Raw genomic sequence first — 12759 nt, 5'->3', positions numbered from 1 at the left:
CCTATTAATTTTTAATATAAAAACAATTATTATTTATCAGGCTATCTACATCCATGCAAGGGAAAAACATACTTATCACAGGAGGAGCAGGATTCATAGGTTCCAATATGGTAGAAAAACTATTGCCAGACAACAATATAACAATACTGGACAACCTAAATAACCATGTTGGGAATCGTTTCATAACACAATTTATGGAAAACAAAAACTTCCATTTTATAAATACAGATCTGCTTTCATTTGATTACGGTTCATTGAAGGGCATTGACACAGTTATACACTTTGCAGCCAACTCTGATGTCAGGTATGGTTCCGAAGACCCGACAAAAGATTTTAAAAATAACGTTGTTGCAACGGAAAACATCCTGGAATACATGAGAAAATATGATGTTAAAGATATACTATTTGCATCCTCATCCACTGTGTACGGAGAAGCATCAATCATGCCTACACCGGAAAATTATGGGCCCTATATGCCCATATCATCATACGGGGCATCCAAGATGTCCAATGAAGGATTCATTACAGCTTACTCCCATTATTACGGATTTAAAGGTTCTATTTTCAGATTTGCAAACATAGTGGGTAAAAATTCTACACATGGAGTTATATACGATTTTATAAATAAATTATTGAAAAATCCTGGCGAACTAGAAATACTGGGCGATGGTACACAGAAAAAATCATACATGCATGTAAAAGATTGTGTGGATTCAATGATATACTTCCATGAAAAATCCATGAAAACTGATATCATTAATCTGGGAAATCGTGAAACAACATCGGTAAAAACCATTGCCGATTACGTAGTAAAGAGAATGGGTCTCAAAAATGTAAAATACCGTTTCACAGGCGGAATAAATGGAAGGGGATGGAAGGGAGATATAAAAATTACCCACCTTGCTATAGATAAGCTCCTATCCACAGGATGGAAGAGCAGGTATACCAGTGACGAATCCGTTGATGTGGCTGTCCAGGAAACAATAGATCAGCTAAAAAATAAAAATTAGGCAACATGTTGATAAACTATTAACATATCTATTTTCAATGGAGAAACCTGGCAAGAGTATAGTACGGCTTAGAAACAGCATAATACCTGCTATATTCATCGGTATAACCATAACATTTACAATTTTATTTTTATCCCTGCTGCATATATACATCATTCCAATAGCTAAATTTATTGTTTTTTCATCCTTTGCTTCCAGTTGCTTTCTGCTTTTCATGGAACCTGAACAGAAATCATCACGCCTTTCAAAATTTGTGGGTTGTGTATGTAATTTTGTGTAAATATAAACCCCCCTGTTATCAATGAATTTAATCATTAAATAACAGGAAAGGATACCTCTTTTGAGCAGAGAGGTAACAAAATATGGAAAATACAGATATAAACATATCGGCTCTTTTGAATGTAGATATAGATAAAATACTCAAGCAAACAATAAAGGAGAAAATAGAGAAATTAATGGAAATAGAGTTAAATGCATATTTAGAGGAAAATCCAGGAATAAAGAATGGGAAATACAAAAGGGATTTAAAGACAAAGTATGGTGAAATAAAACAATTAAATGTTCCCAGAGACAGGGATAGCAATTTCCATACACAGGTAATAGAACCATATAACAGATCAATAGGAATGGAAGATCTTATAGTATCAATGTATTCCAATGGAATATCTACAAGGAGAATAGCAGGTATAATGGAGGATATTTTAGGGAATAAATATTCTAAATCTACTATATCCAGAATAACAGATTTAACCATAGAAGAGGTTTATAAATTTATTAACAGGCCATTGGACAAAAGGTATATAGCAGTATTCTTAGATGGATTATTCTTCTATTTAAGAAGGGGAAATGTAGATAAAGAACCTGTTATATTTGCTTTAGGAATTAAAGAAACAGGGGAATACGAAGTATTAGGATTCTATTTAACAGTTAAAGAATCACATAATACATACAAGGATGTATTGGAAGACCTTTATAGCAGGGGATTAAAGGAGCCATTATTGATTGTAGCAGATGGAATAAAGAATTTAGATGAGGAAGTAATGGAAATATATCCCAGATCAGAATTCCAGCTATGTACAATACACTATGCAAGGGGATTAAAATCCAATGTAAGGGAGAAAGATATTGAGGAAATAACTGTAGATGCAACCTAAACTCCGAGCTTATTTAGGGAACATTTGAATTATTATCCAGTATTTGGCGAAAGATTTATTTGCTTATATGTGTTCCCTATATACAGAACATGACAAGGGAAATTAAAAAGGTAGGGAAATACAATTACGTATATGAAAGCAGCATGGTATGGGATTCAGAACACAGTAAAAGGCACAAGGTTTCCAAATATGTTGGAAAGGTAATTAATGGTGACATAGAGAATCCTAAAAAGGTAAGAGAGATTGTATCAATCCATGGAATATATGAGATTGGCCATCTGGAGCTTGTGTTCTCCCTTATGAAAGATGTATTGTCATTATTAAGGGAAGAATATCCTGATGATTATATGAAGCTCGTTGCATTCTCCCTTAACAGGCTAATATTTCCAATGCCATTGAAGTCCATAAAATCATGGGTAGAGAAAACATGGCTCTCCAGAACAATACATGAACTATCACCAAAATCATTGTCAGCTATGTTAAAGCGCATAGGGCAGGATCAGGATAAGCAGAAGAGTATCTATATGAAACTGATGAAAAAGAATGAGATCATAGCATATGATACATCAGCTTTATTCTCCTATTCACCCGGAATAAGGATGGCTGAGTTCGGGCATAACAACAATGACATCAATCTTCCAATGATAAGGATCATTATGGGATTTTCAAGGTTAAGGAATGAGCCATGCTATATTCGCCTGGTACCGGGAAGTGTTGCAGATATTGATACATTAAGAAAGACAGAACAGGAAGTCCATACTGGAACATTATTCGTTATGGACCGTGGATTCATAGATGATAATAATTTTGGTAAAATGGATACGAATGGATTGTACTTTATAACGCCATTGAAGAGGGATTCAAAGCTCCCTGACTATTCCATAAATGGAGATAATTTCTTCATGTTCAGAAAAAGGGCTATAAGATACTCTTCCACTACAATAAAAAACTATGATATTCATGTATTCGAGGATATAATGCTCAGAGCCATGGAGGAGAATGAGTACTATTCGCTTGTTGACTCCGGAAAGAAACCATTATATTCACCTGAAAAGGCAGGAAAGATTGCACTTATTACCAATGTAAGGGAAAAGCCGCAGTCAATATTTGAATTATACAAGTTCAGGAATGACATAGAAGAGTCATTCGATGTATTCAAGAACCTTTTACAGGTGGATACACCATACCTGAGGGGTGACGATACTTTAAAAGGGTATGTATTTGTTTCCTTCATATCTCTCATTGCATATTACAGGCTCTTGAAACTGTTAAAGGAAAAGAAAATCAACAATAAAATTAGTGTAAAGGATGCTCTTCTGCAGCTGTCAAAGATATACCTTACTGACATTGGTGATAAAATTATAATGGCAGAGATACCAAAGAAAGTCAGGGAACTTGCCGAAATCCTGGAACTTAAACCGGAGCTGTTCCCTAAAAATGTGCCGAGTTAAGGTTACAGAACAAACGATTTTAATTTCATTAACATCATTAATTGCCTCTATATTTCATATAAAGGATGCGTTTCTAGGTTTTTTCCTGGCATATAAAATAGATTTCATTCCGGGGTTTCTACATATATTCGACACAAATTACGGATTATATAACTTACTTATATTGTTTTTAATTTCTTTCTGCTATTACTCAATTGAATCATTAACAGGTCATGGTATAGCTGAGGATATATTTAAATTAGAGATAATTAACAAATATAAAATAAGCAAAAATAAATTATTAAAACTATTGCTTGTAAGAGATATAATAAAATCATTTTTTATATCCAACATAATTAACTCGCTATTTATTTTAAAAAATAAGAAATTTTTGCAAAACGAATATGATAATAAATTTAATCTAATGTCGATAAAAAATAAAAATGAAAATAAGAAATCATTATTTCTTCAATATTTTTATTCTTCAATGATAATGTATTACTCCATATTTTTTATTTTGATAATTATATATACGTTTGTACAACCTGCGGCCCCTTTAGCATCTTCCGGAACTGTAAAAAGTGGTTCTTACAATTACTGGCATTTCTTCAGCACCATACTTAAAAACAATATAACTCTGGATGTATTTGAATATATGATTGGTGGATTTAGTTTATTCACAGGCACATTTATAGAACTATTTTCATCCAATATATATGAAGCAATAATAATGTCTTCACTTGATATTACACATGGCTCTTCATCGTTTGTAAAATATATATTGCCACAGTTTTTCCCGGAAACTCTCGGCTATGTTTTTGGCCTATCAATTGCTTTAGTTATGACAGATATAATATTATCATTTGTGTAAAGCCAATAGAAGAGGCATATGCAATAAGGTACAGTAATTCTAATCTTAGTAATCTTGTACTGAGGACAGACAATGGAACACAGTATATAGCTAAAAGCTTTAAAGATACTGTAAGGTTACTGAATATTAAACATGAATACATTAAAAAGCAAACACCTGAGGATAATGGGGATATAGAGTCATTCCATAATTCATTGAAAACTGATTATATATGGCAGAATGACCTTGAAAGCTATGAAGACGCTAAGGAATTAATGGAATACGCCTTCAATGATTACAACAATTACAGGCCACATTCTTCTATAGGCTATTTAACACCTGTAGAATTTGAAAAACAATGGAACATCAGTGAAGAATTCAGGAATAAGTTTCTGGAAGATAGAATGAAAAGGGAGGAGAGAAGATTGAAAAGCAGGAAAATTAATATAAGCAGGAGGAATGAAAGTGTCTCAATATTACACTAAAAAACTGTCCAAATTTTGGGGGAACAGATCACTGTAAATATAAGGAAATCATTGAAATCTACCAATGCCATAGAGAGATTTAACGGAGAAGTAAGGAGAAGGGTAAAAACAATATCATCATTCCCTGATGAAGATTCAGCAATGAAGGTATTCTATTATAAGTCAATAGAATACAATTCAAAGCATGCATTCAGGAAGATGAACGGATACTATAAATGCAAGGATGAAATAAAGGAAATGTTTCAGAAGCGGTATCCTTTATAAATACACAGAATTCTGGACACAATCATTTGTGGTGAGTTATATAATATCAGGGGCCATCGGTATAGCCGGTGCGTTTATAGAACCCTATATAGGGATATATTATACCCTTGCAATAGTGGAAACTATAATTGCAATGCTCCTTGTAGAGGCCCGTGCAATGCATCCACCGGCTATGGGGATAGCCGTTGTTTTCATCCTTGAAAAAGCAAATGTATTTGCCTTATTATTCCTTTTTTCTGGAATGGTCCTTATAATCATTTTTGATAAATTCCTGAACAAATTTGTATATCTATTTGACGATGAATTTAAGAAAATGGATAGATAATAAAAACTTAAATTTTAGTGTATACTACACAACAATGGAACGGGAAAAGATTCTGGTAAACTGTGCACTTCCCTACGCAAATGGGCCATTGCATCTGGGGCACATAGCCGGTGCATATTTAGGTGCTGATATATTCGTGAGATTTAATAGAATGTCAGGAAATGAAGTGCTATTTATCTCTGGAAGTGATGAATATGGAACTCCTATTACAATCAGTGCTGAAAAAAATCATGTGCCACCCCAGGAAATTGCGGATAAATATCATATTGAACAGATAAATTCGTTCAATTCACTGGATATCATATTTGATAAGTTTACCAGAACCAGTGACCCCGAACATGTAAAGGATGTAGATGAATTTTTTATTAACCTGCTGGAAAAAGGATACCTTGTAAAACGCTATATGATATCACCATTCTGCGTTGAAATCAATAAATTCATGCCTGACAGGTATATAGAAGGCGAGTGCCCCTATTGCGGATATAAGGAAGCCAGAGGGGACCAGTGTGATAACTGTGGGCAGACTCTCGATCCCATAGAACTTATTAACCCTGTATGCAAAATGACAGGAAATAGCCCTATTTTCAAGGTAACAGACCATTTTTTCCTCAAACTTGACTCCCTCCAGGAAAAACTGTCCGAATTCATTGATTCAAAGACTTACTGGAGGCCAAACGTCCTGAAATTTACACAGAATTTTATAGGAGAAGGGCTACATCCCCGTGCAATAACAAGGGATCTGGACTGGGGTGTAAAAATACCTTTAAAAGGCTACGAAAACAAAAAAATATACGTGTGGTTCGAAGCACTGATAGGCTATATAACTGGAGCCAGGGTTTATTCTGAAGAAACTGGAAAGCCAGAATACTGGAAGGAATTCTGGATGGATAAAAACATAAAATCATATTATTTTATTGGAAAGGACAACATACCATTCCACACAATAATATGGCCTGCTATGTTGCTTGCCCATGGAGGGTTTAATCTGCCATATAATGTTCCAGCCAATGAATATCTGAGATTTGAGGGGGAAAAATTCTCAAAAAGCAGGGGCATAGGGTTCACTGTGGATGAGATGCTGAAATTTGTGGATAAAAATTCTCTGCGTTATTATATGGCATCTGTACTCCCTGAAACCGGCGACTCTGATTTTTCAATGAATGAATTCCAGCTTAAGGTTAACTCTGAACTTATTGACAAATATGGCAATTATATATACAGGGTAGAAAGCTTCATAAAAAAAAATGGTTTATCACCGCATGAGCCAGAAACAATGGATACGAAAGATATGGAAATGATGAAATTCCTTGAAGATAAATTTTCTGAATACAGCATGGAGGTTTCCGGTATCCATATTAAACGCGGCATTTCAATATGGCTGGAAATTGTTATGGCAGCAAATAATTACTTCACAGAATCTGCACCATGGAAACTTATTAAGGAAGATACGGAAAAACTTAATGAAAAATTATATGTATCGCTTAAAATAGGGCAGTATCTCACTGCAATGCTATATCCATATGTACCATCTGCATCTGAAAGCATATGGCAAACATTCGGGGTTTCGGAAAATTTAGAAAATGCAACATTTAATGATGTTCTCAAAATTAATAAATTTAATATTAAAAAGGGATCAATACCCTTCGAAAAAATAGATTTCTCCAATCCAGATATACTTGATATTCAGCTTGCCACAATTGTTTCCGTAGAAGACCATCCTGGCGCAGATTCACTTTATTCCATAAAACTTCATGGGGATAAAATTTACCAGACAGTTTCTGATCTAAAGAAATACTATACAAAAGATGATCTTCAGGGGAAGCAGGTACTTATACTTACCAACATTGAAAAAGCCAGGATACGCGGTGTTGAATCCCAATGCCTTATTCTATCAATATGGAATGGGAATTCAAAGGAAGTAATCTCTTCAACAGGGAATGATGGTGATTTTGCAAACCTTGGAAAATACCGGTACAATGGTGAAGAAACACTTACATTTAAAGAATTCCAGAAAATGGAATTCACGGTGTCAGATCACCATATAATAGCAAAATTGCAGGAAAAGAGCCTGCCGGTAATGCTTAATGGGAAAGATGTTAACGTATCTATTGAAAATCTGGATAAGGCTTCTATTGCTTAATTTATGCAATATTTAATAACCATATTATAAAAATTAATATGATGGCACGGGAAGAGCTCAGAGGTTTGAAGTTCCCGTGAGGTTGTATATTTTTTTCAAAAGATATATTATTCCTGTTATTTAATGATTAAATTCATTGATAACAGAGAGGTTTATATTTACACATAATTATATACACAACCAATCATGCGGTCCATTCATAAATTAATAATGTTCTGTATAACTATTAGAGACCTGCCGAGAGTCTGTAATTCAGTAAAATAAATAATTTAAAATTTATTATATGTGTTAATAATTAACTTACTATATAATGAAACTGTATTAATGCTTCTGCTTCTATATATGTGACTCGACAATAGATATATTAGAGGTAAAAAAATGAACTATACAGAAAAGGATAAAAATAAGCAATCAGAAAAAGAAGCAAAACTGCGAAATAAGCATAATGAAATGGAAACAAAAAAAGAAAATAAAGATGTTGAAAAGGAACAGAAATTAAAAAATGAAAATGATGAAGACGAAGCAAAACAGCACAATTCAAATTATAAAAAATAAATTTGAATATTTTTTTTTAAATATTACCTGATTTTAAATCATGTTTTTACAAATCATTCTACCAGAAAGAAAACCACTGAGTTTACGATGTGGATGAATTTCTGGAAATAAAGAAATAAATGAAAATAATTTATATATTAAATTGATATAATAAAATTAATAGAAGAAAGTATGATAGAAACAAAGAGAAATAAAATTAAAAATTCGTTAAGAATAACAAGGGAAAGAAGAAAAACACAGGATGTAATAATACTTAAACTAAAAATAGACAATGATAAATTAAATAATTATACTATACAAACATTAAACACAATCAAGGAGTATTAGCTTAGGCTATAAACATTATATTTTTAATGTTCTAATAATGCTGTTAAATTGATAGGTTTTGTATTTTATAATGCAACATTGGTGTATAATTCTGGTTGAATAGAAAATAAAATCATGTTATTTATTCATAAATTAATGACGTTCTGCATCACTATTAAAGACATGCGGAGAGTCTGGTTGGGATAGAAATGTTTATTTATTCTAATTTAATACACATCTTACTTTAAATGATTTCTATGATGCTGACTAAATTTGAAAAAGCGAGAATTATTGGGGCCCGGGCACTGCAAATTGCTATGGGCGCACCTGTTATTCTAGACGTTTCGCCTGACATGATAGACCCCATAGATATCGCAATATTTGAATTCGATAATGGAGTTATACCCATAACAATCAGAAGAAAATAATACTTTTCTTAAATTTATTCCATGAGGTAATTTATGTTATGGCTTTGCTTATTGTTAGCTGTTGAGTAATTCAAAATTTTTTCATGGCTCCTTCAGACATTGCCGGCCCCCTTCATTCTAAAACATATTTCTAATACATAGTGTTAAATTTGTCAACATTGCCCATAACAAAGAATTAAATCTATATTTATAATACAATTTTATGTTTACGCGACGTGGCGATCAGGGAGAAACCGACAACGGACTCAGAGTACGGATAGGAAAGGATTCTCCAATGGTAGATTTTCAGGGCACACTTGATGAACTCAATTCGTTTATAGGGAATGCGCTTATTAATACAAAATGGGATGATATACGGAACGACCTGATTAAAATTCAGAACGATGTGTTTGTGCTTGGCGAAGACCTCACGGCCGAAAGCCAGCACAGGACTATAAAGGAAGAAGATGTTAAATGGCTTGAGCAGCGGGTAACAGAATATAGAAAGGAAATAGGGAAAATTAAACTGTTTGTTATACCGGATGGAAGCCAGGAAGCAGTGTCACTCCATATAGCCAGGACAGTTGCAAGAAGGGCTGAAAGGCTTTCAGTTTTTGTATCGAAGGAGATGCCCCTGAATAAATATATACTCATATACCTTAACAGGCTATCATCTGTGCTGTTTATGCAGGCCCTTGCTTCAAATAAACGCCTCGGAATTACCGAACGGATCTGGGATATTAAACGGGAGTCCTGATTAATTTTTCCTTATCTATATAGGAAAATTCTCCAAAGTGCCTGGAAAATTCTTTTAGCAGCCCTTTAATTGCATCCTCCCTTGGAATATCTACATATGATATGACGCTGCTGTTCATTCCGCATGGATTTATCAATCTGAATCCATTAAGTACTGAAGCTGATATGTTCAGTGCCATTCCGTGATATGAAACGTAATCATCTACTGCCATTCCAAGAGAAGCAACTTTATTCTTTACTCCTCCTTTATCTATCCATATCCCGGGTTCTCCATATAGCATGGCATTATAGCCGTAAGTTTTCAACATAGCAATGTAGGATTCCTCAATATTTTCAAGAAGTTTTCTTACCTCCTTTTTTCCGTTTATCCTAACATCAAATATGAAATAGGTTATAAGCTGGCCTTCGCCATGATATGTTACATCGCCACCCCGGTCTGTTTTAATGACATTTACATTTCTGTAATTCTCAGGGTCACTTTTTCTTCCTATTGTGTAAACATTATAGTGGTCTAGAAATAAAATAGTATCAGGGATTTTATTTTCCTTTCTCCTGGCTACCAGGTTATACTGGATATCAAGCGCATCGCTGTAACTAACTTTTTCAAGGTCAGTCCAGTAATTAGTCACGCCTTTCTGCTGCATCCTTCAAACCCTCCGATACAGTGGGGTGTGGATGGATGGTCAGGAATAAATCATCTATGGAAAGCCCCGATTCAACTGCAAGGCTAATTTCTGTTATAGATTCTGAGGATCTAGGGGCAGCTACTCCGGCACCTGTTATGGTACCGTCATCATCGTAGTACAATTTGAAGAATCCGTCTTTCTGGTTCATTGTCAATGATCTGGGATTTGCAAGCACCGGTACCTTGTTCGATTTAGTTCCCGCTTTTCCTGTAAATGCTATTTCCGGATCGGTATAAACCACAAATGGCATGGCCCTGTAATCAACAACCGTATCATTCCCAAGTATATTCTCTGCAGCTACATATCCATCGTAAAACGCCTTATGTGCCAGCATAGGTACTCCTGAAACATCGCCAATAGCATATATGTTAGGAATGTTAGTTCTCTTATGGCTATCGGTTTTTATGAAGCGCCCGTCCATTTCAATTCCAAGTTTTTCTATTCCACTGCCCTCGGTATTGGGTATCCTTCCAACAGACATGAGCACGGTATCAGCCTCTATTGTGTCACTGCCTTCTATAGACACTTTATAGTTTTTATCTTTTTTAACTGAAAGCACCTTCATTCCGGTCATTATATTCACACCAAGCTTTCTGAGCCTTTTGTCAACTTCCCTGGCAAGATCTTCCTCAATTTCAGGTAATATCCTGTCTTTCATTTCCACAATATAAACTTCTGAACCGAGTTTCCTGAAGGCAGTTCCCATTTCAACTCCTATATATCCGCCACCGATTATGACAAGTTTTGCGGGTATGGTTTCAACTGCAAGCATCTCCCTGTTATAATAAACATCGTCAATCCCTTTTATCTTTACCGGTACTGACCCTGTATTAATGATTATATTTTTTGCTGTATAATCTGTACCATTTACTGTGACTGTATTCCTGTCCTTTACTGACCCGACTCCATAGACAACTTTAGCACCCAGGCTTATGCAAAGCTTTTCAGCACCGCCTGTTATTCTTTTTACCATGGATTCTTTCCATTCCTGCCATTCTTTCATATCTATTTTATAGTTCATGGTAACTCCTGGCATATCATGGAGGTAACCTATGTTTTCACTTAATTCTATAAGGGCTTTTGACGGTATGCAACCGTAGTTAAGGCATTCACCGCCAAATTTTTCCTTTTCTATGATAAGGACTTTCTTCCCGTGCTTCAGCAGCCGGAGTGCGGAGTAATATCCTCCTGCACCGGAGCCAATAATTGCAGCATCGAAATCCATTTAATCACCTATGTACATAAGAGGATATTCAAGCACTTCCTTTAATTTTTCAAGGTATCTGGCTGCTTCAGCGCCGTCTATAAGCCTGTGATCACATGCAAGTGTAAGATACAATCCATGTTTCAGTTCGCCGTTTACAAATCCCGAGGTTCTAGTATTTATTTCTAGTATTGCCACCTCCGGGTAATTTATTATTGGTGTAGCCATTATTCCCCCTATAGACCCTATATTGGTTACTGAAAATGTTGAACCCTGGACATCCTGCAATCCAAGTTTGCCATTTCTGGCCCTTTCAGCCATATCCTTTATCTCTTCAGATATCTGGAATATGTTCTTTGATGCCACATCTTTGACAACAACCACTGTTAGCCCGGCAGGAGAATCCACAGCAACCCCTATGTTGTATTTTTTCTTTATGGTATAGGTTCTGTCATTTTCATTGTATACTGCATTAAATTTAGGGAAATCCCTGAAAGCCACAGTAACGGCTTTTACGAAAAATGCAGTAAAGCTCACATACTTTTTCTTTGAATACTGGTTTATGGCTTTTTCAATATTTTCCGTATCTATGAAATCTGTTATGGTGAAGTGTGGTATTATCTGCTTGGACTTTGTCATTTTGTCGAATATAAGCTTCCTTATGCCGGTAGGCGTGAAGACCTCATCCTCTCCTGATGGTGCCTTTTGTGCAATCGGTTCTGCAGGTTGCTTCATATAGGCATCTACATCCTCCTTTGTAATCCTTCCATCCTGGGCAGCCGGTTTGACCTTTAAAATATCTACATTCTTTGACCTTGCATAGGCCCTTACCGCTGGAGTAGCCTTGACAGAAGGTATTTTTTCATCTGTGCTTACAGATACCTCCTGGTGTGCTGTTGTTGCTGGTTTCTCTACCGGTTTTTCAGGGCTATTTGACTCATCAGGGGAATCTATCTCTACCATAGCATCTCCTATCATAGCGGTTTCTCCTTCCTTTATCAATATTTTTGATACCTTTCCTGCAACAGGAGACGGTATTTTTACCGTTATTTTATCTGTCATTACTTCAACCAGTTCATCATCTTTCTTGATCGAATCTCCCGGTTTTACTGTCCATTTTACTATCTCTCCTTCCTGAATGCCTTCTCCAATTGGAGGCAAACTAACTGTATACATCTTTTATCACC

At 35.1% G+C, this 12759-nt stretch carries 14 protein-coding genes and 2 pseudogenes; 12 read left to right on the top strand and 4 right to left on the bottom strand.

The features are described from left to right. Positions 1–53 precede the first annotated feature (53 nt). Positions 54–1010: an NAD-dependent epimerase/dehydratase family protein gene (locus FACI_RS04350; protein ID WP_009886915.1), complete on the top strand. Its 957-nt coding sequence runs from the start codon at positions 54–56 to the stop codon at positions 1008–1010. On the opposite strand, the gene FACI_RS04345 is transcribed toward FACI_RS04350, so the two are convergent. After that, positions 993–1325 carry a hypothetical protein gene (locus FACI_RS04345; RefSeq protein WP_009886914.1) on the bottom strand — a complete coding sequence of 111 codons (333 nt, stop codon included), beginning with the start codon at positions 1323–1325 and terminating at the stop codon, positions 993–995. The two genes, FACI_RS04350 and FACI_RS04345, sit on opposite strands and share 18 nt — an antisense overlap. A gap of 47 nt (positions 1326–1372) precedes the next feature. On the opposite strand from FACI_RS04345, the pseudogene FACI_RS04340 reads away from it, so the two are divergent. From FACI_RS04340 to FACI_RS04300, 11 genes and pseudogenes are all read left to right on the top strand, one after another. Further along, a pseudogene (locus FACI_RS04340) lies at positions 1373–2158 on the top strand (IS256-like element ISFac8 family transposase); the annotation flags it as partial. 95 nt (positions 2159–2253) lie between these two features. Further along, positions 2254–3615, top strand: a complete 1362-nt coding sequence (locus FACI_RS04335; protein WP_009886912.1) for a transposase — start codon at positions 2254–2256, stop codon at positions 3613–3615. Positions 3616–4018: 403 nt separating this feature from the next. After that, positions 4019–4465, top strand: a complete 447-nt coding sequence (locus FACI_RS10130) for a hypothetical protein (RefSeq protein WP_187288968.1) — start codon at positions 4019–4021, stop codon at positions 4463–4465. Further along, positions 4357–4929 carry a transposase gene (locus tag FACI_RS10470; RefSeq protein WP_369678031.1) on the top strand — a complete coding sequence of 191 codons (573 nt, stop codon included), beginning with the start codon at positions 4357–4359 and terminating at the stop codon, positions 4927–4929. The genes FACI_RS10130 and FACI_RS10470 overlap by 109 nt, the downstream gene beginning before the upstream one ends. A gap of 33 nt (positions 4930–4962) precedes the next feature. Then, a pseudogene (locus FACI_RS04320) lies at positions 4963–5193 on the top strand (transposase); the annotation flags it as partial. A 31-nt stretch (positions 5194–5224) separates the two neighbouring features. Beyond that, on the top strand, positions 5225–5518 hold the full coding sequence (locus FACI_RS04315) for an HPP family protein (protein ID WP_048074046.1): 294 nt from the start codon (positions 5225–5227) through the stop codon (positions 5516–5518). A 34-nt stretch (positions 5519–5552) separates the two neighbouring features. After that, positions 5553–7658, top strand: a complete 2106-nt coding sequence (metG, locus tag FACI_RS04310) for a methionine--tRNA ligase (protein WP_048074166.1) — start codon at positions 5553–5555, stop codon at positions 7656–7658. Between the two features lie 378 nt (positions 7659–8036). Then, positions 8037–8213 carry a hypothetical protein gene (locus FACI_RS10245; RefSeq protein WP_009886906.1) on the top strand — a complete coding sequence of 59 codons (177 nt, stop codon included), beginning with the start codon at positions 8037–8039 and terminating at the stop codon, positions 8211–8213. A gap of 171 nt (positions 8214–8384) precedes the next feature. After that, a complete protein-coding gene (locus tag FACI_RS10125; RefSeq protein ID WP_009886905.1) occupies positions 8385–8540 on the top strand; it encodes a hypothetical protein in 156 nt (51 codons plus the stop codon). A gap of 236 nt (positions 8541–8776) precedes the next feature. After that, positions 8777–8947 (top strand): DNA-directed RNA polymerase subunit K, encoded by a 171-nt coding sequence (locus FACI_RS04305; protein WP_009886904.1) that lies wholly within the window; start codon positions 8777–8779, stop codon positions 8945–8947. Between the two features lie 202 nt (positions 8948–9149). Beyond that, a complete protein-coding gene (locus tag FACI_RS04300) occupies positions 9150–9683 on the top strand; it encodes a cob(I)yrinic acid a,c-diamide adenosyltransferase (protein WP_019841523.1) in 534 nt (177 codons plus the stop codon). Here FACI_RS04300 and lipB read toward each other — a convergent pair. The 3 genes from lipB to FACI_RS04285 are packed head-to-tail and all read right to left on the bottom strand — an operon-like array spanning position 9667 to position 12748. Further along, the gene (lipB, locus tag FACI_RS04295) at positions 9667–10326 is read right to left on the bottom strand and encodes a lipoyl(octanoyl) transferase LipB (RefSeq protein WP_009886902.1); all 660 of its coding nucleotides are present in this window, start codon (positions 10324–10326) and stop codon (positions 9667–9669) included. The two genes, FACI_RS04300 and lipB, sit on opposite strands and share 17 nt — an antisense overlap. After that, positions 10304–11593 (bottom strand): dihydrolipoyl dehydrogenase, encoded by a 1290-nt coding sequence (gene lpdA, locus FACI_RS04290; RefSeq protein ID WP_009886901.1) that lies wholly within the window; start codon positions 11591–11593, stop codon positions 10304–10306. The genes lipB and lpdA overlap by 23 nt, the downstream gene beginning before the upstream one ends. Continuing rightward, positions 11594–12748 (bottom strand): dihydrolipoamide acetyltransferase family protein, encoded by a 1155-nt coding sequence (locus FACI_RS04285; protein ID WP_009886900.1) that lies wholly within the window; start codon positions 12746–12748, stop codon positions 11594–11596. Positions 12749–12759 lie beyond the last annotated feature (11 nt).

Source organism: Ferroplasma acidarmanus Fer1 (genome assembly GCF_000152265.2).
GTDB lineage: Archaea > Thermoplasmatota > Thermoplasmata > Thermoplasmatales > Thermoplasmataceae > Ferroplasma > Ferroplasma acidiphilum.
Note: the sequence above shows the minus strand (reverse complement) of the source record. Positions and strands in the feature narration are given on the sequence as shown.

Coding starts and splice junctions, on each gene's coding strand:
- FACI_RS04350 (WP_009886915.1), top strand. CDS start 54: ATGCAAGGGAAAAACATACTTATCACAGGAGGAGCAGGATTCATAGGT.
- FACI_RS04345 (WP_009886914.1), bottom strand. CDS start 1,325: ATGATTAAATTCATTGATAACAGGGGGGTTTATATTTACACAAAATTA.
- FACI_RS04335 (WP_009886912.1), top strand. CDS start 2,254: ATGACAAGGGAAATTAAAAAGGTAGGGAAATACAATTACGTATATGAA.
- FACI_RS10130 (WP_187288968.1), top strand. CDS start 4,019: ATGTCGATAAAAAATAAAAATGAAAATAAGAAATCATTATTTCTTCAA.
- metG (WP_048074166.1), top strand. CDS start 5,553: ATGGAACGGGAAAAGATTCTGGTAAACTGTGCACTTCCCTACGCAAAT.
- FACI_RS10245 (WP_009886906.1), top strand. CDS start 8,037: ATGAACTATACAGAAAAGGATAAAAATAAGCAATCAGAAAAAGAAGCA.
- FACI_RS10125 (WP_009886905.1), top strand. CDS start 8,385: ATGATAGAAACAAAGAGAAATAAAATTAAAAATTCGTTAAGAATAACA.
- FACI_RS04305 (WP_009886904.1), top strand. CDS start 8,777: ATGATGCTGACTAAATTTGAAAAAGCGAGAATTATTGGGGCCCGGGCA.
- FACI_RS04300 (WP_019841523.1), top strand. CDS start 9,150: ATGTTTACGCGACGTGGCGATCAGGGAGAAACCGACAACGGACTCAGA.
- lipB (WP_009886902.1), bottom strand. CDS start 10,326: ATGCAGCAGAAAGGCGTGACTAATTACTGGACTGACCTTGAAAAAGTT.
- lpdA (WP_009886901.1), bottom strand. CDS start 11,593: ATGGATTTCGATGCTGCAATTATTGGCTCCGGTGCAGGAGGATATTAC.
- FACI_RS04285 (WP_009886900.1), bottom strand. CDS start 12,748: ATGTATACAGTTAGTTTGCCTCCAATTGGAGAAGGCATTCAGGAAGGA.